Annotated in this window: 17 protein-coding genes and 4 tRNA genes; 10 read left to right on the forward strand and 11 right to left on the reverse strand. The window is 51.3% G+C overall.

The window, feature by feature from the left end; genetic code table 11:
• Positions 1-217 precede the first annotated feature (217 nt).
• The 4 genes from hemC to BZG25_RS12095 are packed head-to-tail and all read left to right on the forward strand — an operon-like array spanning position 218 to position 4,230.
• Positions 218-1,153 (forward strand): hydroxymethylbilane synthase, encoded by a 936-nt coding sequence (gene hemC, locus BZG25_RS12080; protein ID WP_046074500.1) that lies wholly within the window; start codon positions 218-220, stop codon positions 1,151-1,153.
• On the forward strand, positions 1,150-1,914 hold the full coding sequence (locus BZG25_RS12085) for a uroporphyrinogen-III synthase (protein ID WP_046074474.1): 765 nt from the start codon (positions 1,150-1,152) through the stop codon (positions 1,912-1,914). Before hemC ends, BZG25_RS12085 begins: the two co-directional genes overlap by 4 nt.
• On the forward strand, positions 1,907-3,037 hold the full coding sequence (locus tag BZG25_RS12090; RefSeq protein WP_046074475.1) for a uroporphyrinogen-III C-methyltransferase: 1,131 nt from the start codon (positions 1,907-1,909) through the stop codon (positions 3,035-3,037). The genes BZG25_RS12085 and BZG25_RS12090 overlap by 8 nt, the downstream gene beginning before the upstream one ends.
• Entirely contained in the window at positions 3,034-4,230 is a 1,197-nt protein-coding gene (locus BZG25_RS12095) for a heme biosynthesis HemY N-terminal domain-containing protein (protein ID WP_046074476.1), read from the forward strand. The genes BZG25_RS12090 and BZG25_RS12095 overlap by 4 nt, the downstream gene beginning before the upstream one ends.
• 93 nt (positions 4,231-4,323) lie before the next feature.
• Here BZG25_RS12095 and BZG25_RS12100 read toward each other — a convergent pair whose 3' ends face one another.
• The 8 genes from BZG25_RS12100 to BZG25_RS12135 all read right to left on the reverse strand — a co-directional run bounded on the left by BZG25_RS12100 (position 4,324) and on the right by BZG25_RS12135 (position 11,665).
• Complete coding sequence (locus BZG25_RS12100) at positions 4,324-5,118, reverse strand: SPOR domain-containing protein (RefSeq protein ID WP_077579521.1); 795 nt, start codon at positions 5,116-5,118, stop codon at positions 4,324-4,326.
• Between the two features lie 122 nt (positions 5,119-5,240).
• Entirely contained in the window at positions 5,241-6,179 is a 939-nt protein-coding gene (locus BZG25_RS12105; protein ID WP_077579522.1) for an ABC transporter permease, read from the reverse strand.
• A 3-nt stretch (positions 6,180-6,182) separates the two neighbouring features.
• Positions 6,183-7,160, reverse strand: coding sequence for an ABC transporter permease (locus BZG25_RS12110; RefSeq protein ID WP_046074479.1), 978 nt, complete (start codon positions 7,158-7,160; stop codon positions 6,183-6,185).
• 60 nt (positions 7,161-7,220) lie between these two features.
• On the reverse strand, positions 7,221-8,774 hold the full coding sequence (locus tag BZG25_RS12115; protein ID WP_046074480.1) for an ABC transporter substrate-binding protein: 1,554 nt from the start codon (positions 8,772-8,774) through the stop codon (positions 7,221-7,223).
• A gap of 88 nt (positions 8,775-8,862) precedes the next feature.
• Positions 8,863-10,581, reverse strand: a complete 1,719-nt coding sequence (locus BZG25_RS12120; RefSeq protein ID WP_046074481.1) for an ABC transporter ATP-binding protein — start codon at positions 10,579-10,581, stop codon at positions 8,863-8,865.
• Positions 10,582-11,375: 794 nt separating this feature from the next.
• Positions 11,376-11,452 (reverse strand) — tRNA-Pro (locus BZG25_RS12125).
• 25 nt (positions 11,453-11,477) lie between these two features.
• A tRNA-His gene (locus BZG25_RS12130) sits at positions 11,478-11,553 on the reverse strand.
• A gap of 35 nt (positions 11,554-11,588) precedes the next feature.
• Positions 11,589-11,665, reverse strand: a tRNA-Arg gene (locus BZG25_RS12135).
• A gap of 323 nt (positions 11,666-11,988) precedes the next feature.
• Between BZG25_RS12135 and BZG25_RS12140 the strand changes: the two genes are divergently transcribed.
• Entirely contained in the window at positions 11,989-12,423 is a 435-nt protein-coding gene (locus BZG25_RS12140) for a cytochrome c5 family protein (RefSeq protein WP_046074482.1), read from the forward strand.
• Between the two features lie 46 nt (positions 12,424-12,469).
• On the opposite strand, the gene rep is transcribed toward BZG25_RS12140, so the two are convergent.
• Complete coding sequence (gene rep, locus BZG25_RS12145; RefSeq protein WP_077579523.1) at positions 12,470-14,491, reverse strand: DNA helicase Rep; 2,022 nt, start codon at positions 14,489-14,491, stop codon at positions 12,470-12,472.
• 167 nt (positions 14,492-14,658) lie between these two features.
• Here rep and BZG25_RS12150 point away from each other — a divergent pair, with 167 nt between their 5' ends.
• The 4 genes from BZG25_RS12150 to BZG25_RS12165 all read left to right on the forward strand — a co-directional run bounded on the left by BZG25_RS12150 (position 14,659) and on the right by BZG25_RS12165 (position 19,812).
• Positions 14,659-15,219: a TetR/AcrR family transcriptional regulator gene (locus tag BZG25_RS12150; protein WP_077579524.1), complete on the forward strand. Its 561-nt coding sequence runs from the start codon at positions 14,659-14,661 to the stop codon at positions 15,217-15,219.
• A 21-nt stretch (positions 15,220-15,240) separates the two neighbouring features.
• A complete protein-coding gene (locus tag BZG25_RS12155; protein WP_046074485.1) occupies positions 15,241-16,347 on the forward strand; it encodes an efflux RND transporter periplasmic adaptor subunit in 1,107 nt (368 codons plus the stop codon).
• 12 nt (positions 16,348-16,359) lie between these two features.
• Positions 16,360-19,452, forward strand: coding sequence for a multidrug efflux RND transporter permease subunit (locus BZG25_RS12160; RefSeq protein ID WP_046074486.1), 3,093 nt, complete (start codon positions 16,360-16,362; stop codon positions 19,450-19,452).
• Positions 19,453-19,545: 93 nt separating this feature from the next.
• Positions 19,546-19,812, forward strand: a complete 267-nt coding sequence (locus tag BZG25_RS12165; protein ID WP_077579525.1) for a ubiquinone biosynthesis accessory factor UbiK — start codon at positions 19,546-19,548, stop codon at positions 19,810-19,812.
• A 73-nt stretch (positions 19,813-19,885) separates the two neighbouring features.
• On the opposite strand, the gene ilvC is transcribed toward BZG25_RS12165, so the two are convergent.
• A complete protein-coding gene (ilvC, locus tag BZG25_RS12170; RefSeq protein WP_077579526.1) occupies positions 19,886-21,370 on the reverse strand; it encodes a ketol-acid reductoisomerase in 1,485 nt (494 codons plus the stop codon).
• Between the two features lie 132 nt (positions 21,371-21,502).
• On the opposite strand from ilvC, the gene ilvY reads away from it, so the two are divergent.
• Complete coding sequence (gene ilvY / locus BZG25_RS12175; protein WP_077579527.1) at positions 21,503-22,366, forward strand: HTH-type transcriptional activator IlvY; 864 nt, start codon at positions 21,503-21,505, stop codon at positions 22,364-22,366.
• Between the two features lie 181 nt (positions 22,367-22,547).
• Here the strand turns inward: ilvY and BZG25_RS12180 are convergent.
• Positions 22,548-22,624: transfer RNA gene (locus BZG25_RS12180), tRNA-Asp, on the reverse strand.
• Positions 22,625-22,760: the final 136 nt, after the last annotated feature.

Raw genomic sequence — 22,760 nt, forward strand, 5'->3', positions numbered from 1 at the left:
CCAATATCAACTTTTTTGCTCTACTACCTTAGTCGTAAGTCAGCCATATTGCCGCCTTCAGATCTCATTATTTGCGCAAATAATACGCTATCGATCACATTTTTTCACCTATATGACCATAACGCCGTCATAAATCGCCAAACCGCATGGCAGAGATTACGAGTCGTCCAGCGCCAATGTTACGATGGGTGTTATGAACCAAGAAGGAAAACAAACCATGTACTCAACGCCTGTACGCATTGCCACGCGCAAAAGCCCTTTGGCTCTCTGGCAAGCTGAATTTGTTAAAGACGCATTAGAGCGCTCTCACCCGGGGCTAACGGTTGAACTGGTGCCGATGGTCACGAAAGGTGACGTGATTCTGGACACGCCTTTGGCGAAAATCGGTGGTAAAGGCTTGTTTATTAAAGAGCTTGAACAAGCCATGCTCGACGGCCGCGCAGACATTGCGGTGCACTCAATGAAAGATGTCCCGGTTGAATTCCCCGAAGGATTAGGGCTGGTCACGATTTGTGAACGCGGCGACCCACGTGATGCGTTTGTCTCCAATCACTACGACAGCATTGACGACTTACCTGAAGGCGCGGTGGTAGGTACCTCTAGCCTGCGCCGCGAGTGTCAATTGCGCGAGCGTCGTCCTGATCTGGTCATTAACACATTACGGGGCAACGTGGGGACACGCCTCGGTAAACTCGATGACGGCCAGTACGATGCGATTGTCCTCGCTGCCGCTGGCTTAAAACGATTAGGTTTGAATGAACGCATTCGCAGCGAAATCCCACCAGAAGTCATTCTACCCGCCGTCGGCCAAGGCGCCGTAGGGATTGAGTGTCGCCTTGATGATGAACGCATTCGCACCTTGCTCGCGCCCTTGTCTGATGCCAGCACCACGCAGCGCGTCTTATGTGAGCGCGCAATGAACAACCGCCTAGAGGGCGGCTGCCAGGTCCCGATTGGTAGCTATTCAGACATTCAAGGCGATAAAATCTGGCTACGTGCGTTGGTCGGCGAACCTGACGGCTCCACCATTTTACGTGGCGAAGTCACGGGCCCGCTTGAAAAAGGCGAACAGCTCGGCACCGATTTGGCAGAGCAGCTTCTTGCTCAAGGCGCGCGTCAAATCTTGGATAAGCTTTATCAAGACGACGCATGACCACGGTTGTTGTTCGCCCCGAGCCAGACTGCAGTCAGTTAGTCGCCCTACTCGCCCAGCAAGGGCTAGCGGCGATCCCCTGTCCACTGGTCAGTTTTACGCCGGGGCGAGGCTTACCGTCTCTGGCCAGTCTGCTCGTCTCACTGCCTTCCGGTAGCATCTTGGTCGCAGTGAGCCCGCGCGCCGTGGCATTTGCTCATCAAGCCTTGCAACACCAAAACGGGAGGTGGCCTGTTGACTGTCACTACGTCGCGGTTGGGCAACGCACTGCCAACGAGTGGCAGGCCGTCTCAGGGCAGCCTATCTTGACCCCCACCCGAGAAGACAGCGAAGGCATGCTTACACTTGCTCCTTTTAGTGCCGTGACAGGGACGCAAGTGGTGATTCTGCGCGGGGAGAGTGGACGCGATATGATGGGGCAAACGTTACAAGCACAAGGCGCACAAGTTCACTATTGCGAGACCTATCGGCGACAATGGGCGATTGAGCCTTTAGTATCGCAAGTAGTAAGCTGGCCGCATGACGCTATCGACACAGTCGTTATCACCAGTGGCCAACAATTAGCCTACTTTGATCAACTTATCACACTGAGCGGACAGCACTGGCTGCGCCAATGCCGTATACTGGTGCCCAGTAAAAGGATTCAAGATCAAGCCACTGCGCTTGGTTTTGACACGATTACGACCGTTGACAGCGTGGCCAATGATGCACTGGTTAACACGCTGCTCAGGTTAAGTAAAACGGGACTTTCGGATGACTGACAACAAAAATACCGACACCAAACAAAGCAAGGCCACCACGCCATCTTCACCCAAGACCCACGCGACAGATGCGCCGGCGCCTGAAAAAGCCAGCCAAACCTCATCGGGGGGACGTGGCGGCATATTACTCGGCGCTATCGCCATCGCCTTAGCCCTCGGCTCCAGTGGCTGGGTATTTTATCATGGCCACCAGCAAGCCACCGTGTTGCAAAACACCGTATCCGCGCAACAATCTCATATCTCGCGCCTTGAACAAGATCTTAACCAACAAAAGCAAGCGGCAGAACAAGCGCGAGAGCAACTGAAAGCCACCACTCAAACACGTTTGAACCAGCAGGACAGCAGTTTATCTAGCTTGCAAAAAGCCGTCGCTGAAGTGAAAGGCCGACGTCCCAATGACTGGTTACTGGCAGAAGCCGACTATCTGATCCGAATGGCTGGGCGTAAAATTTGGCTCGAACAAGATGCACAAAGCGCCACTGCCCTGATGGAAGCGGCCGATCACCGCATTGCTCAGCTCAACGACCCGTCCTTGATGCCGATTCGCCAGGCGATGGCTGACGATATCACCGCGTTAAAGGCGGTGAAACGGGTTGATAGAGATGGGATTGTACTGCGCTTGACCAGCATGCAACAGCGGGTCGAAAATCTTCCGCTTGCCAGCGCGGTCATTCCCGACGCCGAGGCGGTGGACACGCCTATTGTCTCTGAGTCAGTGAATGACTGGAAAAGTAACCTCACCACTTCAGTCAAAGACTTTGTCGATAACTTTGTCACCTACCGCAAACGTGACGGCAACGTGGTGCCCTTGTTATCACCCACCCAAAGCTACTACCTGCAAGAAAATTTAAAAAACAAACTCGATCAAGCAATGCGCGCCGTGTATGAAGGCAATGATACCCTGTATCACGAAGCGCTAGAGATGGGAAAAGACTGGACACTGCGCTTTTATAATCAAGACGCCAATGCCACTCGCCGCTTTGTCGAGCAGCTTGACGAGCTGAACCAACAAACCATTGGCGTCGACCTGCCGCAAAAACTGAAAAGCCAGTCGCTAGTCAGTGATGAAATTAATACCCGACTGCGTCGAGACATTGCACCGCTGACAGGAGGCCAATCATGATTAGGTTGCTTTTGCTCGTCCTTGTGCTGGCGGCAGGGCTGGTGGTTGGCCCTCAATTAGCCGGACAGCAAGGTTATGTTTTGATCTCCGCGGCAGAACAAACACTGGAAATGAGTGTTACCACCTTGTTGGTACTGATTGGCATGTTAATCGCGGTATTATGGGCACTGGAGTGGCTACTGAGAAAGCTTTTATCCATCAGCAGCACCGCAACAGGCTGGTTATCCGGCCGTAAGCAACGCAAAGCGCGCCAACAAACCCAAACTGGCTTAATTAAGTTACGCGAAGGGGAGTGGAAAAAAGCCGAAAAACTCCTCGCCAAAGCCCGGCCTCACAGCGATGCGCCTATGCATAACTTATTGGCTGCCGCGGAGGCGGCACAACAGCGACAAAACCTGCAGGCGCGTGACCAATACCTGCAGCAAGCCGCTGATCTTAACGCCAATAGCTTGGCTCTCGCCCTGACTCGTGCGCAGCTCCATAGCCAAAGTGGTCAGCACGAAGAAGCCTTGGCCTCGTTGCGTGCGATTAAACGTCAGCATCCTCGCAACCCGGTGATGCTGGCGCTGCTAAAAGACACCTATATTCATCTAGAAGATTGGTCAGCGCTTCTTAACCTTCTGCCCACCTTGAAAAAGGCTCAACTGCTTGATCATGAGCAATTTGATGCCCTACACGAGCGAGCTGAGCTAGGTGTAATGGCCCATGTCGCCAGTCAACAAGGCACCGAGGGACTGCTGGCGCATTGGAACCAACTCCCTAAAGCCAAACGCAACCAGCCTTCACTCTTAGCGGGGTTAGTCAAACATCTGGCGGCGCGCAATGCCGACTCAGAAGCCTACATTCTGCTACGCGAGGCCTTGAAAAAGCGCACCGATGATCGCTTGATTGCCCTGATCCCGACGCTAAAATTGCCAGATAACTACCCCGCGGTGGTGATGCTGGAAGAGTTGCTCACGCAAGATAGCCGCAACCCTGTACTTCACAGCGCCCTTGGGCAACTGCTTATGCAGTCGGGAAAATGGCAAGATGCGCGCAGCCACTTTGAGAAAGCCCTGGAGTATCGTGCCGACGTCACCGACTATGCGTATTTGGCTGATGTGTTGGATAAGCTTGATCAGGGAAAAGCCGCGAGTGATGTCTCACGTACAGCGTTAAAGTTAGCACTGCCTGAACAACCTCCCGCGGCATAGTATTTCCGCCAGCCGAAAAGGCCGTCAGTCAATTGCCTTCGAATGAGAAAAAACGCCCCGCACTGCGGGGCGTCTTATTATTGCGGATAGCGACTACCGCTTTTTACACAAGACATTGAGCGCCGCATCGGCGTTACGTGTCACCACTTTGCCACTTCGAGCATCTACGCCCTTGGCGCCTTGTACCCAGTACGGTAAGCGCATGGGGAGCTGATCTGTCGCCTGCGCCACTTGCACCAATTCCTGCTGGGAGGCCAACACCATCCCTTCACGTTGACAGCGGGGTGCCGCCTGCGCATAAGGGACACGCAACCAACTCATGGATTTTTCGGTGTATTGCTTATCGCCAGCTTCTGGCTCTGGTAAGCCAAAATGGCTCAAGGTAATCGCCGTTTCCATCGGCGCCGACTTTTCAGCTCCCGAGGTCGATTGGGTTTGAGACAGCGGCGGTAAGCGGATCACGGCCGGTTGCGACAATGGCTGACGGGTTTGTCTTAATACCGCCTGCTTGGTTGGCCCAAATTGACGAACCCGTTTTAGCACCAACTGAGCCACGTCTAGGTTAGGATACGGACCAATTAAGCAACGTCCTCGGCCCTCACGCACCTGCACTTGAAACGGCAAGTCCGGTAAGCCTTGACGCAGAGACTGATAGAATTGGCGTGATGGCACGCCTTGCGTGGCGCCGCATTGCACCCAAAACGCCGTGCTCTGCGGATCCGGAGATTGATTGCCCCACAACCCTTGTCCGATATCACATGTCTCGCCAATGATTGGCCAGCCTTGTTGGCGGTCGATAATGGCGCAAGGGTTCTGTTCTGCGCGCACTGGCGCACTAATTGCCCACACTGCTACCACACTGACAGCCAAACCTCGCCACCGCCCCATGAGTCGCTCCCTTGATAATCTAATCTGCTCAGCTTAAGCAAAGTCACACATTGACTCAAGCAAGGGATCACCAAGCTGTCAGACAGCCATCAAAAAAATGGCTGCGAACGCAGCCATTTTCCTTACCCTTTGTAGATTTTGGGATTGAAAACATCTCGTAGCCAATCGCCGAGCAAATTGATCACTAGCACCAGTAAGACCAGCACAATACCTGGGAAGGCGGTTATCCACCACGCGCCGGAGAAAATATAATTAAAACCGATGCTGATCAATGAGCCTAGTGATGGCTGATCGACAGGCATCCCCAGCCCCAAGAAAGACAGTGCCGCCTCAGACATAATCGCATTGGCAACCTGCACGGTTGAAATCACCAAGATGGGCGACAAGCAGTTGGGAAGAATATGACGGAACATGATCCGTGGCGAGCGGAAACCCATCACTCGCGCTGCTTCCACATATTCTTTTTTCTTTTCTGCCAGGACAGAGGCACGAATGGTCCGCGCATACTGTGGCCACTCGGCAATCCCGATAATCACCACCAGCATTAAAATCGCGTATTGGCTATAAAACTCACTGCCAAAGCTGGCTTTAAAAATCGCTGAGACAATAATAGCGACCATCATGGTCGAGAAAGACAGCTGGATATCGGCGATACGCATAAAAAAGCTATCAATGCGGCCACCAAAATAGCCGGCACTCAGACCAATCACCGTCCCCAGAATCAACTGCAGGCCGACGGCACACAAACCTATGGTCAAAGAGATCCGCAAACCATAAATAATGGTCGACAAAATATCTCGCCCTTGGTTATCCGTGCCGAGCAAAAAGCGCGGATCGCTCCACTCCATCCAGACAGGGGGGAGCTCAGAGTCCATAATATCAATCGCCATTAAATCATAGGGATTGGTTGGGGACACTAAGGGCGCAAAGACCGCGAGCAATAAGAACACCATGAAAATGGTGAAGCTAGCGATCGCCACCTTGTCACGCTTAAAGTGGTAGAAGAAGTCAGAGTCCAAGAAGCGCTGCCAACGACTTGGTGTTGTATTCGCTTGTGTCATCGCTTACGCCTCCTTGCCGGTTAAGTTAACCGTTGGGTTAATCAAGCCATACAGCAGATCGACAATGGTGTTGGTCACCACAAAGATCAGCCCGACGAAAATCACGTAAGCGGTAATCAACGGCGTATCTACACGGTTAATCGCTTCAAGGAACAAAAAGCCCGTCCCCGGCCACTGAAAGACGGTCTCGGTCAAAATGGTATACGCAATCATAGTACCGATTTGCACACCACCAACCGTTACCACCGGCAGCATGGTGTTCTTCAGCGCATGCTGATAATAAACCTTGTTTTCGGGCAACCCTTTAGCACGTGCAAATTTCACATACTCGGTTCCCAAGGCTTCCAGCATTTCAGAGCGCACCAAGCGAATGAACAAAGGTAGCATGATGGATGCCAGCGACACGGAGGGCAGCACCAAATGTGCTAAGCCATCCAGGGTGAAAAAGCCGGACTCCCAGCCAAGCCAATTGGCCGTTTCTCCACGCCCATAAGAAGGCAGCCAGCCCAACTCAATCGAGAAGACATACATGAGCATAATCGCGGTCAAGAAGACAGGTATCGAGATACCCACGATACTAAAGCCCATGATTATCTTGGTGAGCATGCTATTGGGGTGAATCGCCGAGTACACCCCGAGTGGAATCGACACCACGACAATGATCAGTGCCGCCCCCGCCACGAGTTCTAGCGTTGCCACCAATTTATCTAAAATGACGTCCACGACTGGACGCTTAAAGAAATAAGAATTGCCTAAATCCCCTTGTAGGGCCTTGCCTACAAAGCGGGTATATTTGGTTAAGAAGGGATCGTTAAGCCCCATTTCATCACGCAGCGCATCACGCTCCGCTTCTGATACTGATTGCCCCACCAGCTCCCGCAAGGGGTCGCCGAGGTTGTCTTGGATAGCAAACGCCACCAGACTGATGACAAACATCACAATCAGTGCCTGTACCAGACGTTTGACTAAAAACGTTACCATGTGTGCCTCTAAGCGATTGGATAATCAGGGCCCCAGCGGTTGGGGCCCTGTTTTAGTCCATTACTCGACCACTAGATCGCCGAAGTAAGGGAAGTTCATACCGTTAACGATCGGCTCGATGTTAACGTTATTTTTGGCTGCCCATGATGGATCTTGCCAGTGCAGAGGTAAGAAGGCCGCTTCGTCATACAGGATCTTCTCGACCTTTTGCAGCATCGCACTACGCTTTTCCAGATCCGTTTCTGAGTTGGCTTCCATCACCAGCTTATCCACTTCGCTGTTCGAGTAGTGGCCACAGTTATACTGACCCTTACCGGTGTCCGCATCACGTGTCATGGTGAGGAACTCGGTGAAGTTGGCAGAATCTTCTGTATCTGGGTGCCAACCGATCATCTGCATGCCCGCTTCGCACTTATCAAACTCAGGCCAGTACTGCGCTTTTGGCATGGTTTGCAAGTCAACCTTGATACCAATTTTCGCCATCATTGCCGCCACCGCTTGAGCGATTTTTTCATCGTTCACGTAACGGTTGTTAGGGGCAATCATGGTGATTGAGAAACCATCTGGGTAACCGGCCTCTTCCATCAGTTTTTTCGCTTTCGCCAGGTCATAACGTGGCTCGAGATCAGGATTATAGCCTGCATACCCGACTGGGCTTTGCTGGCTCGCGGGCGTGGCCGCCCCTTTCATGATCTTCTGCGCGATACCTTCGTTGTTGACCGCATAAGCCACCGCTTGGCGAACACGTGGATCTTTAAACTCATCCACCACACTCTGGTTCATTTGGAAGGTGATGACCCGCGTCCCTGGCATGGTCACCAATTGCAGCTCGTCGGCACGTTCGATACGGCGATAGTCGTTAGGAGAAACAGGCGCAATCATGTCGACATCACCAGACAGCAGCGCCGCGACGCGGGTGGCATCTTCTTTGATCGGACGCAGCGTGATGTTATCCACATTGCCTTCGCTGTCTTTGTCCCAGTAATTCTCATTACGGTCAAACTCGACAACCACGCCTTGTTCACGTTCGTCAACCACATACGGCCCGGTGCCTGACAGGTGTGTCGACGCATAGGTTGAGCCATTTTTCTTCAGCTCAGATTTATCACGGCCGTCTTCTGTCTCACCACTGTAGAACTTGCTGTCCATCGGGAACACGTAGGTCATGACGTTTTCTACCAGCGGGTAGGTACCGTCCGTCACCACATCCACCGTGTGCTCGTCGACTTTTTTGATATCAACGATTGGGGTGAAAATCCCTTTAAAGTCGGGGGATGATTTCAAACGATCAAAGGTCCACACCACATCGTCGGCAGTAAACGCGTTTCCGGAATGGAACGTCACGCCTTCGCGAAGATTGAAACGCACGGTTTCATTATCGATACGCTCCCAAGACGTGGCGAGGCGAGGCTCAAAGTCCATCTCTTGGGTAAAGCGGACCAAGGGGTCGAAGACCATGTGTGATAGCTGTAGCGTACCACCGGAAAGCTGCTCATGAGGGTCCAGTGAAACCGGATCCGCATCATACGCGACGGTGATATCTGCAGCCGCGGCACTAACGCTCAGGCCGGCGGCCATAAGCGCCACGGCAATCTTGCTCTTCATTGTTTTCATTGCATAGCTCCTTTATGCGTAGGGGTTGCCCCCTGCTGTGTTTGCATCATGGATGAGGTGCGGCGCAATGCCGCGTCGACATAGCGTGCTATGCCGGTTGCAAACCTTCCGTGCTCATTCCCTTAAACTCTGGCATCAATGAGATAAGCTGACGGCTATATTCGTGTTGTGGGTTAGTAAACAGTTGCTCTGTCGGTGCCACTTCTAACAGCTGGCCTTTGCGCATCACACCAATGCGGTCACACATTTGGCGAATCACCGGCAAATCGTGACTGATAAACAACATGGTGAGATTGAGCTCGTCCTGCAGATCTTTGAGCAGGTTCAAAATTTGCGCTTGTACTGACACATCCAACGCGGATGTCGGCTCATCGCAAATCAGTAAACGCGGACGCGTCGCCAATGCGCGAGCAATCGAAATACGCTGGCGTTGCCCCCCAGAGAACTCGTGCGGATATTTAATCCCTGCGCCGCGACCCAGGCCAACGTGATCAAGCAAGTCGCCGACGATTTGGCGGATTTGAGACTCACTTTCGGCCAAACGGTGAAAACGAATGGGCTCAGCGATAATGTCGTATATCTTCATCCGTGGGTTCATGGATGAATACGGGTTTTGAAACACCATTTGCATTTGGCGACGGATAGGACGTCGGGCGCGTTCGTTTTTAATCGCAGTCAGATCGATATCTTCAAAAATGATTTGCCCCGTGTTGGGCGGATAAAGCCCGGTGATCGCGCGCGCAATGGTCGACTTTCCTGAGCCCGACTCACCGACAAGACCAAAGGTTTCCCCCTCAACCACGTCAAAGCTGACATGATCAGAGGCTTGGACGTATTCGCGGCGGCTCGCAAAGAGAGAATCCTTAGTAATAAAGCGCAAGGACACATCTTTCACCTGCAGTAGCGGACCGCTGTAAGCGCGCTGATCTTGGCTTTGCCCCAGCCAGTGATTCTTGACATCAAGCTCAAGGGTTTCACCGGCTTCCTCGATATAATTGACCAGCGGAAAGCGGTCCAGCTTGATATCAGAGCGTGGCACCGCTGAAATGAGACTTTGCGTGTAAGGATGCTGAGGCTCACCTAACACCTGCTGGGTGGTGCCTAGCTCCACCAAATCACCACGATACATCACCGCGACACGGTCGGTCACATTGGCGACCACGCCCATATCATGGGTGACCAGCATACAGCCAACATTTTTCTTTTGGCATAAGTCGCGGATGAGGTTAAGGATTTGATCTTGGATGGACACATCCAACGCCGTGGTCGGCTCATCGGCAATGATGAGATCCGGCTCCCCGGCCAGCGCAACCGCAATCACCACGCGCTGACGCATCCCGCCGGAAAACTGATGGGGGTATTGTTTGATGCGCAGCTCTGGCTCAGGGATCCCCACCTGCTCCATTAAATTAAGCGCGCGCTGATAGGCCTGTTGCTGCGTCACATTCAAGTTGGTCAAAATGGTTTCGGTAAGCTGCTGCTCGACCGTAAACAGCGGATTCAGGGAGGTCATCGGGTCTTGAAAGATAAACCCAATTTTATCACCGCGCACTTTGCGCATTTCGTTGGGGGTTAGCCCGGAGATTTTTTTACCGTCCAGATACACATCGCCACTGGCAATGCGACCCGGCGGACTGAGCAAATCAATCACGGCATTACCGACCGTGGACTTGCCCGCCCCAGACTCACCCACCACGCCAACAATCTCACCGCGCTCAATCGTTAATGACAATGACGTCACGGCGGCGTGAACGCCATGGCGAGACGGGTACTCTATTCGTAGATTATTTACTTCTAGCAGTGACATTTTTCATCCTTGATATCGTCTTAGGTGACGATCGACTTCCTTACCAAAACAAGGTGATATGATCTTGCCTCGGAGAGATGCGGATTTAATCTGGCAAACATTTCACAAAAAATCAACATCACAGCAGAAAATGCCATAATGACACAGTCGGCTCGAATATTCATTCACTTGGCTACGATTGTGTACCCAAGCGTCAAACAAAAAATACACTTCATATCATAAAGATATAAGGTATTACGCTTTCCCCTGTTTTAAAGCAAATCGCGCATAGAATAAAGCAAAGTTATTTAACAGCGTGTAAACAATGACAGCGATAAGTACCAAAAAAAACGCGTTTGTCGAGTTAATTGATTACTTAATAAATGAAAGGCAGTTTTTTGAACCACACAATGATAGGTATAGCAGTCACATCAAAAGGTGTGGTTTTTATTGCTGATTGGTGACTTTTTATCTATCAGAATCTTGATAGAGTTCTAATTTCTGCATTTTATCCTCTCTCAACGTCGCCACGTAGAGAAAAGAATCATCAACACGTACTCGCAAAGCGATATAAAGCCGTCCCATAACAGGGAAGCTTGAGGAGTAAAGACATGGTCATAGGGAGGAGGGCCAAACAAAAAAAACCCAGCCATTAGGCTAGGGTTTGTAATAGTGGTCGGTGAAGAGGGATTCGATGGGGCGGCCTACCGCGCGACCGGGCTTCCGTTGGGCCGGCTTCCGGCCCCCGACCCTCGCTCTCCAACGAACAGGCATAAACAAAAAAACCCCAGCCGTTAGGCTAGGGTTTGTAATAGTGGTCGGTGAAGAGGGATTCGAACCCCCGACCCTCTGGTCCCAAACCAGATGCGCTACCAAACTGCGCTATTCACCGACATATTCGCTGTTAGCGAAAATAATGGGGTGGCTGACGGGACTTGAACCCGCGACAACTGGAATCACAATCCAGGGCTCTACCAACTGAGCTACAGCCACCACTGATTTTTTGCCAATTTCCTTTATCCCCGGAATGGCGCGCCCGACAGGATTTGAACCTGTGACCTTTGGCTTCGGAGGCCAACACTCTATCCAACTGAGCTACGGGCGCTTGCCCCGTTGGCGGTGACGAATATTACGGATATCACCACCAGCCGTCTAGCACTTTTTTTAATTTTTTTACTGACTGGTCTCTTTTTCAACAAATTGCGTAGAAATCGTCAGTAAGGTCTCTACTATAACGGTTTAACGTAACAATCTAAAGCGCTATAATCACCTAATCTTTACACGGAGTTAACCCAGCAACGTTGGCAAATCCGTTAAGACGAGACTGACAGGCCGCAACCGAATCACCCTTGATTGATTCACCCCCTTAGGTTGGCGGCAAATAAGATAAAAAAGGCGTTAAGCCACCAGTAATGTGGGAGTGTCATTGTGAGCGCAAAGGGAAAAAGTCTAGGTCAAATTATGGTTGCCACCGTGGCGGCCCTGTTATTTGCTTCTGCTGCGCAAGCGCTAGAAGTGTCTGAGCAAGAAAAAGCCGCTATTGCTGAACGCATTGCCCCGGTTGGTGATGTGTATATTGACGGCGAAGCGCCAACGCAAACCGCCGCCGCAGAGCCGAGTGGCCCACGCAGCGGCGAGCAGGTCTACAACACCTACTGCACCGCGTGTCACGGCACAGGCGCAGCCGGCGCGCCCAAAACAGGCGATGCCGCCGCTTGGGGGCCACGTGTCGATAAAGGCATGGAAACGCTGACCACGCACGCTATCAACGGCTTTAATGCGATGCCTGCCAAAGGGACGTGTATGGATTGCTCGGATGATGAGATTGTGGCGGCCATCGAGCACATGCTCGACGCACTTTAATACCGCCGCGCATTGCCAGTGTGACAATAACGCCGCCCTTGCGGCGTTATTTGTTTTTATCCAGCATGGCTTTTAGGTTGGCGATCGCGGCTTGCCCTTTCTCCATCCGCTCTTCTTGTGAAACAGGCTTTCTTTGCGACTCCCACTCCACATCGTCAAAAGGAAGCTCTTCCAGGAAGCGGCTTTGCTGAGGTTTAATCACTTCACCAAATTGACGCCGTTCTCGACACACTACAAAGGTCAGCGCCTTTTGCGCACGGGTCAGTCCGACATAAGCCAAACGCCGCTCTTCATCGATATTGTCTTCATCAATGCTCGACTGATGCGGCAATAAACCTTCTTCCATGCCAATCAGGTAGACATAAGGAAATTCGAGCCCTTTGGAGGCATGCAAGGTCATCAACTGGACTTGGTCTGCGTCATCATCGTCTTCCCCCCGCTCCATCATGTCACGTAGTGTAAGGCGCTGAACCACCTCTCTTAAGCTGCGTTCGACCTGATCGGGGTTATCACCTTCTAAGTCGGCGACAATCCAACTATAAAGCTGTGAGACGTTTTTCATCCGCATTTCAGCCACTTTAGGGCTTGAAGACGTTTCGTACAGCCACTCTTCGTAGTGAATGTCACGCAAAAGCGCCCTCACCGCCGCCACGGTATCGCCTCGCTCGGCTTGATCGGATAATTCTACCACCCAGCGGGTAAACGCTTGTAGCGACGCCAAACCACGTCCCGATAAATGTTGACTAAGCCCGAGCTCGAAGCTTGCCGCAAACAAGCTCTTTCCGCGTTGGTTGGCATAACTGCCGAGTTTCTCTAACGTCACAGGGCCAATCTCACGTCGTGGCGTGTTAACGACTCGCAAGAACGCGTTGTCATCATCGGGGTTCGTGAGCAGGCGCAGATAGGCCATGATATCTTTGATTTCTGCACGTGAGAAAAACGACGTCCCACCCGAGATCTTGTAAGGAATGCGGTTTTGCATCAGCGCTTTTTCGATTAAACGCGATTGGTGGTTTCCGCGATATAGGATGGCGTAATCTTTGTATTGGGTACGTCCGAGAAAACGATGGCCTATCAGCTCGCCGACCACGCGCTCCGCCTCATGTTCTTCATTATTGGCCGTCAATACTTTGAGCATGTCGCCATCAGGTAAAGCAGAAAATAAGGTCTTTTCGAATACATGGGGATTATTGGCAATCAAGATGTTGGCCGCGCGGAGGATGCGACTGGTTGAGCGGTAATTTTGCTCCAACTTCACCACGTGCAAACGCGGAAAGTCTTGCTGAAGATACACCAGATTTTTCGGCTGAGCCCCTCGCCACGAGTAAATTGACTGATCGTCATCCCCGACCACCGTGAAACGTGCACGCTCACCCACTAGCAGCTTCACTAACTGATATTGACTGGTGTTGGTATCTTGATATTCATCGACCAATAAATAACGAATGCGCGCTTGCCACCGCTCGCGTACGGCTTGGTTTTGGCTAAGTAGCGCGACCGGCATCAAAATGAGATCATCAAAATCCAGCGCGTTATACGCACGCATTTGTTTTTGGTAGCGCGCGTAACAGGCGGCAAACAGTTGCTCACGCTCGCCTTGCGCCTGAGCCAGTGCTTCATCCGGCCCCAACATGGCATTTTTCCAGTTGGAAATGGTATGCACTAACTGACGGAGCAAATCTTTATCGTTATCCAACTCTTGTTCGGTCAGGGCTTTTAACAAAGCTAATTGGTCTTGATCATCAAACAGCGAAAAGCCTGCCTTGAGCCCCAAGGTTTTATATTCTCGCCGAATGATATTGAGGCCCAAGGTATGAAAGGTCGACACCATCAAACCACGCGACTCTTGCTTTCCTAAACTTTGTGCTACCCGCTCTTTCATCTCGCGTGCCGCTTTGTTGGTAAAGGTTACCGCAGCGATATGGCGCGCTTTATAGCCACATTGCTGAACCAAATAGGCAATTTTATGGGTAATGACACGTGTTTTTCCCGAGCCGGCCCCTGCCAAGACCAAGCAAGGTCCAGAGATATGTCGTACGGCATCGGATTGCGCGGGGTTAAGTTTCATGGTGACAACACCTCATCAGTGGCTGAATGAGCATTGTAGAGCGAATCCAACTGATGTCTATCTCACCGCAGCAGAGTGCATTTTGCTTGCTACACTTTATGCTTGTCATTTGCGCGAAAAAACCTCTAAAATGAATGAACGTTCATTCATTGCTTGGTGCATTATCTATGGACAAACGTACGCAAATCTTTGCCGCGACCGAGCAATTAATCGCGACGGTCGGGCTCGATAAAGTCTCAATGCAACAAGTGGCGACACAAGCACACGTCGCTGCAGGGACCATTTATCGCTATTTCAAAGACAAGGATGATTTGCTTCGCCAACTGTCTTCACACCTGATGATGCAGTGTGCGACCCATATCCAGCAAGGGGTCAAGGATGAGCCAACACTCAAACGTCAGTTTGAACGCTTATGGCGCAATACTTGGACCATGATGCTACAACGCGATCATCTGCTATTGTCTCGAGACCAGTTTGATGCGCTGCCACGGGACGACCAGTTACACGCTCAGCGGGAGCGAGATGCCTTCTCCGACCTTTATCAAGTCTTTCAAGAAGGTAAGCAACAAGGCGTGCTCAAGCCCCTCGATGATGAGGTATTAATCACCTTGGGACTCGAACCCGCTTTTTGTTTAGCTCGCAAACAGGTTCGGGGTGTTATAACCCTGGACAGTCATGCTATCGCAGATGCGATCCACGCTTGCTGGGATGCAATTTCTCTTCACTAACGACGTTCGGAGCTTACTTCGATGAAAAAATGGTTTTTCTTTATGGTTATCCTCGCGCTGCTGCTGTTTGGCAGTGTGATTGGCTTTAACCTGTTCAAGCAGCAAAAGATTGCAGAGTATATGGCAAACATGCCAGAGCCCACCCACCCAGTCACCGCGGTGACGGTTGAGGCTGAGCCTTGGACACCAACGCTTGACGCCATTGGTTTTGTTGAGCCTAACCAAGGGATCACCTTAACCACCCAAATTGCCGGTGTCGTCGATGTGATTAATTTTGAGTCTGGCCAAACCGTTGAGCGTGGGCAAAACCTGGTCGAGCTCGACTCGAGCGTTGAAAAAGCCAATTTAGCCAGCACCCAAGCGCGCCTACCGGCGGCGGAAGCCAAGTTTAAACGCTACCAAGGACTGTTTGCTAAAGGCTCTATCTCTAAAGAAGCGCTGGATGAAGCCGAGGCCAATTATCGTTCGCTACAAGCTGACATTAACGCACTGAAAGCCACCATTGCCCGTCGTAATATCCAAGCACCCTTCGATGGTGTGATTGGCCTGCGTGATGTTTTCTTAGGTGAATACTTGCAGCCAGGTACGGATATTGCTCGCCTCGAGGATACCTCGGTGATGAAGCTGCGCTTTACCGTGCCACAAACAGATATTTCTAAAATCCGTCTGAGCCAGCCGTTGCGCATTACTGTCGATGCGTATCCTGAAAAGGAATTCATCGGCTCTATCAGTGCCATTGAGCCTGCGGTCAACAGCCAGAGTGGTCTTATCAAGGTGGAAGCGAATATTCCGAATAACGATGGTCAGTTGCGCTCAGGGATGTTTGCCCGTGCCGATATCGTTCTACCTACCATTGAAGAGCAAATCGTGATTGATCAAACCGCGATTAATTTCACCTTGTACGGGGAAAGTGTGTACGTGATCCGCGAAGAAGAAGGGGAAAAACGCGCGTTCCAACAAGTGCTCAAAGTCGGTGAGCGTCGTGGCCATCAAGCACGCATTATCGAAGGTCTGCAGCCTGGCGATCAGGTCGTCACCTCCGGCCAAGTGCGGTTAAGCAATGGCTCCAAAGTGAAAATCGTCGAAAACGACGCTCTCACACCACCAGAACAATTACCTCAATTGTAAGACGAGGATGTGATGCGCTTTACTGATATTTTTATCCGGCGCCCCGTGCTAGCCGCGTCAATCAGTATTCTGATTGCGCTGCTCGGCCTGCAATCTTTATTTAAGATGCAAGTCAGGGAATACCCGGAAATGACCAATACCGTGGTCACCATCACAACCAGCTATTATGGCGCCAGCGCCGACTTGATTCAGGGCTTCATTACGACGCCACTCGAACAAGCCGTGGCCCAAGCTGATAATATTGACTTTATGACCTCAGAGTCGGTGCTTGGTTCTTCGACCATTACGGTCAATATGAAGCTTAATACCGACCCTAATGCCGCCTTGGCCGATATTCTCGCCAAGGTAAACTCGGTGCGTGCTCAGCTCCCCGCTGAAGCCGAAGATCCGTCAGTATCGATGTCGACCGGTTCGACCACCGCGGTGATGTATGTTGGTTTTACCTCACCCGAGCTCGACTCCAGTCAGATCACCGACTACCTCGAACGCGTGGTCAAACCTCAGCTGTTTACCGTGGATGGTGTTTCCAAAATCGACCTTTACGGCGGGGTGAAGTATGGCCTTCGCGTGTGGCTCGATCCGGAGAAAATGGCGGCATTTAAGCTGGCGGCCACCGACGTGATGTCCGTGCTTGATGCCAACAACTACCAGTCGGCCACCGGTCAGGCGATTGGTACCTTTATGATCTATAACGGCAGTGCCGATACCCAGGTCTCCACCCCTGAAGAGCTGAGTAACTTGGTGGTGGATACCCAAGATGGTCGTGTCGTACGCCTCGGAGACATCGCTAAGGTCTCACTCGAGAAAAGCCATGATCGGGTACGTGCACTGGCCAATGGCTCTGAGGCGGTTGTCGCCGCGATCAATGCCACCCCGTCGGCTAACCCCATCAATATTGCCGCTGACGTCATGGATATGTTGCCGGAAGTTGAGCGCAACATGCCAAGCAATATCGAGATGAATGTGCTGTATGACTCATCTAATGCAATCAATGAGTCCATCAATGAGGTGATCAAAACCATCATTGAAGCGGCACTGATCGTGTTGGTGGTGATCACCCTGTTCTTGGGCTCATTCCGCGCGGTAATTATCCCTATTATCACCATTCCGCTATCCCTGATTGGTGTGGCGCTGGTGATGGAAATGATTGGCTTCTCACTGAACTTGATGACCCTGCTGGCGATGGTGCTGGCTATCGGCTTGGTGGTCGACGATGCGATCGTGGTATTGGAAAACATCGACCGCCATATCAAGCTGGGAGAGTCCCCTTTCCGCGCGGCCATTATTGGTACACGGGAAATTGCCGTGCCAGTTATCTCCATGACACTGACGTTGGCGGCGGTGTATGCCCCTATCGCCATGATGGGCGGGATCACCGGCTCGCTGTTTAAAGAGTTTGCGTTAACGCTTGCTGGGGCAGTGTTTGTCTCCGGGATTGTCGCATTAACACTCTCACCGGTAATGTGTTCGACCATGCTGAAAGCCAACGCCAAGCCAAGTCGCTTTGAACTTGCCGTTCACCGCTTCTTGGATGGAATGACCGACAAGTATGCTCATCTTCTTAGTAAGGTGATGCAACGCCGTCCTGTGGTGGTATCTTTTGCGGTCATCGTCTTTGCCTCTTTACCCGTGCTATTTAATTTTATCCCCAGTGAACTCGCACCATCGGAAGATAAAGGCGTGGTAGTCATGATGGGGACGGCGCCCTCGACGGCTAACCTAGATTACATCCAAAACAGCATGGCGGAAGTGAACCAAAAGCTCGACGAACAACCAGAAGTGGCCTTTTCTCAGGTCTTTTCTGGGGTGCCGAAATCGAATCAAGCGTTTGGTATCGCCTCACTGGTGCCTTGGAGTGAGCGGGAAGCCAGTCAGTCCGAAGTGGTAAAACGCATGGCTGACGAAGTGAAAGACATTCCGGGTATGAAGGTCACCACCTTTGAAATGCCAGAACTGCCCGGTGCCTCCTCCGGCTTGCCGATCCAATTTGTGGTGACGACCCCGAATAATTTCGAAAGTCTCTATCAAGTGACCGCCGAAATTATGTCCGAGGTACAATCTAGCCCGAACTTCGTCTATTCGGAGCTGAACCTTAACTTTGATTCGGCCACCATGAATATCAGCATTGATAAAGACAAAGCTGGGTCATATGGCGTGACGATGCGTGATATTGGCGCCACCATTGGCACCATGATGGCGGATGGCTACGTCAACCGTATCGACTTTGATGGCCGCTCATATGAGGTGATCCCGCAAGTGGAGCGTAAATATCGCCTCAACCCTGAGTCCATTGAGAGCTACTATGTTCGTGCGGCCAACGGTGATTCCATTCCGCTGGGCTCGCTGATTGACATTGAAGTCACCGCGGAGCCTCGCTCACTCCCGCACTTTAATCAGCTAAACGCTGCGACCATCAGTGCGGTATCTGCGCCCGGTGTCACCATGGGTACCGCGGTGGATTGGTTCGAAAGCAAGGCAGCAGAGTTGCCTAAAGGCTATCAGCACGATTACCTCGGTGAGTCTCGCCAATACGTGACAGAAGGCAGCGCGCTGTATGCCACCTTCTTGTTCGCCTTAGCGATCATTTATCTGGTACTGGCGATTCAGTTTGAATCCTTGCTCGACCCACTGGTGATCTTGGTCTCTGTGCCACTTGCGATTTGTGGTGCCTTAATTGCTCTCGCGTGGGGGCTGTCATCAATGAACATCTACTCACAAGTCGGGTTGATAACCTTGATAGGTCTGATTACCAAACACGGTATTCTGATCTGTGAGGTGGCTAAAGAGCAGCAACTGCATCATCAAGCCAGCCGAATGGACGCGGTAAAAGAAGCGGCCAAAATTCGTCTGCGTCCGATCTTAATGACCACTGCCGCGATGATTGCAGGCCTCATCCCGCTAATGTTCGCCACCGGCGCAGGCGCCGAGCAACGCTTTAGCATCGGGATTGTGATCGTAGCGGGTCTCGCTATCGGTACGTTATTCACGCTATTCGTTCTGCCAGTGATTTACACCTACCTGGCCAGCAAGCACAAACCACTGCCTGTGTTTGTCGAAGACGATGAACTTGATAAGCTCGATGAAGACTATCGCGCATCACACTAACCCAAAGGGCCTTCGGGCCCTTTTCTTTTATCATCCTTTCGACAAGCTGTGCGTATTTACATAGAATAAAGACAGTTAATAAAGGAGTATTCCATGTTTGACCCCAAAAAACTTGAGCAAATGGCCAAGCAAATTCACGACGCCATGCCTCAGCCTGTTAAAGAGTTAGGCACGGATATGGAAAGCCGTGTGCGCCAAGCCATCCAAGGCCAACTGACTAAGCTGGATGTAGTAAGCCGTGAGGAGTTTGATGTACAAACCCAGGTGTTACTGCGCACCCGTCAAAAGCTCACCGAACTCGAAGCCAAGCTGGATGCCATGGAAACAAAAGTGGGTCAATCGACAGATAACCAAGAATAACCCACGCAGATATAAAAAAGCCTGACCCTCAGGCCAGGCTTCTCTTCCGCGTTATCTCAAACGATCCGCGCTTTTATTTGTCGAGCGCAATTTGTTTCATATCGGTCATATAGCCGCGCAATTCCTCACCGATATACTCAATTGGGTGGTTGCGGATACGGTCATTGACCTCGATTAAGGTGGCGTTGTCGACCTGGTTAGAGGTTTCTCCAAGCCCTTTACCAATCACATCTGCGCTCACTGTTGGCATAAAGTGTTCGCGCAGCAGCGGTGTCGCCACGTTTGCGAATAAGTAGTTGCCGTACTCAGCCGTATCGGAAATGACCACGTTCATCTCGTACAAGCGCTTACGCGCAATAGTATTGGCAATCAAAGGCAATTCATGCAATGACTCGTAATACGCTGATTCTTCGATAATGCCAGATGACACCATGACTTCAAAAGCAAGCTCGACCCCTGCACGCACCATAGCTACCATCAAAATACCGTTATCAAAGAACTCCTGCTCATTGATGCTTACATCCGACTCGGGATAGTTTTCAAACGCGGTCTGTGCGGTTTCTTCACGCCATGTGAACAAGTCTTTATCGCCGTTTTCCCAATCGGCCATCATGGTCGCGGAGAAATGGCCAGCGATGATGTCATCCATGTGTTTGTTATAGAGGGGGCGCATCAGTTCTTTAAGCGACTCCGATAGCTCGAAAGCTTTGATCTTCGCTGGGTTGGATAAGCGATCCATCATGTGAGTGATGCCACCGAACTTTAGCGCTTCCGTAATGGTTTCCCAACCATACTGAATCAGTTTACCCGCATAACCTGGCTCAACACCTTCTGCGATCATTTTCTCATAGCAAACGACCGAGCCTGCCTGCAGCATCCCACACAGGATGGTTTGTTCGCCCATCAGATCGGATTTCACTTCTGCCACGAATGAAGAGGCAAGTACGCCAGCACGGTGGCCACCGGTTGCAGCTGCCCACGCTTTCGCAATCTCAAAGCCTTCACCTTTAGGATCATTTTCTGGATGGACAGCGATCAGCGTCGGCACACCAAAGCCGCGTTTATATTCTTCACGCACCTCGGTACCCGGACACTTAGGTGCCACCATAACCACAGTAATGTCTTCACGGATACGCTGACCGACTTCGACAATATTAAAACCATGTGAGTAACCGAGCGCGGCGCCCTCTTTCATCAGTGGCATCACGGTTTCGACGACATTGGAGTGCTGTTTATCTGGTGTAAGGTTAATCACCAAGTCTGCCTGTGGGATCAAATCTTGGTAGCTACCCACTTCAAATCCATTCTCAGCCGCGTTCTGATAAGAAGGACGCTTTTCATCAATGGCAGCCTGTCGCAGTGCATAAGCCACATCAAGACCCGAGTCGCGCATGTTTAAGCCTTGGTTGAGCCCTTGCGCACCACAGCCGACAATCACCACTTTTTTACCTTTGAGAAATTCGGCCTCGGTGGAAAATTCGTCACGATCCATAAATCGGCATACGCCTAATTGTCCCAATTGTTGACGCAAATTCAGGGTATTAAAGTAGTTCGCCATGGGGTGCTCCATTGATTCAAATCCGTGATTGGGTGTGTTTTCACCGCGTATTTTTGATACTACCCTAACCACTATATTGCCTAAAGTGATATATTCACAATATAACATTGCAATTACAGCAACAATAAAATCATGAATGCAAAGCAACTCACGGGCTTCCTCCATCTCTGTGACACCAAAAGCTACACCCGGGCCGCACAAGCGATGCACGTCAGCCCCTCAGCCTTGAGCCGAATCATCCAACGTCTTGAAGAAGATATCGGTCAGCCGCTGTTTATTCGCACCAATAAAGCGGTCGATCTCACCCCAGCAGGTAAAACGCTGCTTCCCGTCGCACGCGATATTCTTCAGCTTTGGCACACCACTAAAGCCAGTATCAATGAACATGCCTCTTTGCTCGGCGGTAAGCTCACGCTCTTTTGTTCGGTCACTGCAAGCTATAGCCATTTACCTGAGCTCCTCGCGCGGTTTCGTCAACAATACCCAAATATCGAGCTACAGCTTCTGACTGGCGATCCCGCCCAAGCAGAAGAGAAGGTGCAAGACAATAGCGCCGACATTGCCATTGCCGCTAAACCCAAACGCTTGTCATCCAGCTTGGTGTTTCAACCGATTGATACAGTCAGTTTGTCGGTTATCGCACCGGCAATGGCCAGCAGTGGCATTGACCTACAAGCCATTGACTGGCAGCACACACCATTAATCTTGCCCGAAGCAGGGACAGCGCGCGAACTCGCTGATCAATGGTTGACCAGTAAAGGTATCGAGCCAAACGTCTACGCACAAATAGCAGGCCATGAGGCGATTGTCAGTATGGTGGCATTGGGCTGTGGTATTGGTGTCGCGCCCGATGTAGTGATTGATAACAGCCCAGTAAAAGACAAGGTTGAGCGATTACGCCAAGAAATTGTGCAACCTCTCGAACTGGGCCTTTGTTGTAAAGCCGCCCGCGTTAAAGAGCCTTTACTCAACGCCCTACTCGATGTCATGCGATAAACACAAAAAGCCCCAACACAATGATGCTGGGGCTTAAATGCAAAAAACCCCAGCTTTTCAGCTAGGGTTTCTAAGTAGTGGCGGAGGGCCGGGGTTGCGGGCAACCGGGACTCATTCGCCCGCAGGGCGAACCTGCCAATAACAAAAAAACCCTACTAAAATTAGCAGGGCTTCTAAGTAGTGGCGGAGTGGACGGGACTCGAACCCGCGACCCCCGGCGTGACAGGCCGGTATTCTAACCAACTGAACTACCACTCCGCACCAATTCTGTATGACTAAAGACTTATATCTCTTTGCTTTAATCAATTGTAATCAAAGCCTGGCGATGTCCTACTCTCACATGGGGAGACCCCACACTACCATCGGCGCTGCTTCGTTTCACTACTGAGTTCGG

The sequence above is a fragment of the Salinivibrio sp. ML198 genome, from assembly GCF_001996015.1.
Lineage (GTDB): Bacteria > Pseudomonadota > Gammaproteobacteria > Enterobacterales > Vibrionaceae > Salinivibrio > Salinivibrio siamensis.

Excerpts from the sequence above, each read along its gene's own strand:
- ilvC (WP_077579526.1), bottom strand. The coding sequence starts at position 21,370 with ATGGCGAACTACTTTAATACCCTGAATTTGCGTCAACAATTGGGACAA.
- hemC (WP_046074500.1), top strand. The coding sequence starts at position 218 with ATGTACTCAACGCCTGTACGCATTGCCACGCGCAAAAGCCCTTTGGCT.
- BZG25_RS12100 (WP_077579521.1), bottom strand. The coding sequence starts at position 5,118 with ATGGGGCGGTGGCGAGGTTTGGCTGTCAGTGTGGTAGCAGTGTGGGCA.
- BZG25_RS12095 (WP_046074476.1), top strand. The coding sequence starts at position 3,034 with ATGATTAGGTTGCTTTTGCTCGTCCTTGTGCTGGCGGCAGGGCTGGTG.
- BZG25_RS12120 (WP_046074481.1), bottom strand. The coding sequence starts at position 10,581 with ATGTCACTGCTAGAAGTAAATAATCTACGAATAGAGTACCCGTCTCGC.
- BZG25_RS12090 (WP_046074475.1), top strand. The coding sequence starts at position 1,907 with ATGACTGACAACAAAAATACCGACACCAAACAAAGCAAGGCCACCACG.
- BZG25_RS12115 (WP_046074480.1), bottom strand. The coding sequence starts at position 8,774 with ATGAAAACAATGAAGAGCAAGATTGCCGTGGCGCTTATGGCCGCCGGC.
- BZG25_RS12165 (WP_077579525.1), top strand. The coding sequence starts at position 19,546 with ATGTTTGACCCCAAAAAACTTGAGCAAATGGCCAAGCAAATTCACGAC.
- BZG25_RS12150 (WP_077579524.1), top strand. The coding sequence starts at position 14,659 with ATGGACAAACGTACGCAAATCTTTGCCGCGACCGAGCAATTAATCGCG.
- BZG25_RS12085 (WP_046074474.1), top strand. The coding sequence starts at position 1,150 with ATGACCACGGTTGTTGTTCGCCCCGAGCCAGACTGCAGTCAGTTAGTC.
- rep (WP_077579523.1), bottom strand. The coding sequence starts at position 14,491 with ATGAAACTTAACCCCGCGCAATCCGATGCCGTACGACATATCTCTGGA.
- BZG25_RS12110 (WP_046074479.1), bottom strand. The coding sequence starts at position 7,160 with ATGGTAACGTTTTTAGTCAAACGTCTGGTACAGGCACTGATTGTGATG.
- BZG25_RS12155 (WP_046074485.1), top strand. The coding sequence starts at position 15,241 with ATGAAAAAATGGTTTTTCTTTATGGTTATCCTCGCGCTGCTGCTGTTT.
- ilvY (WP_077579527.1), top strand. The coding sequence starts at position 21,503 with ATGAATGCAAAGCAACTCACGGGCTTCCTCCATCTCTGTGACACCAAA.
- BZG25_RS12160 (WP_046074486.1), top strand. The coding sequence starts at position 16,360 with ATGCGCTTTACTGATATTTTTATCCGGCGCCCCGTGCTAGCCGCGTCA.
- BZG25_RS12105 (WP_077579522.1), bottom strand. The coding sequence starts at position 6,179 with ATGACACAAGCGAATACAACACCAAGTCGTTGGCAGCGCTTCTTGGAC.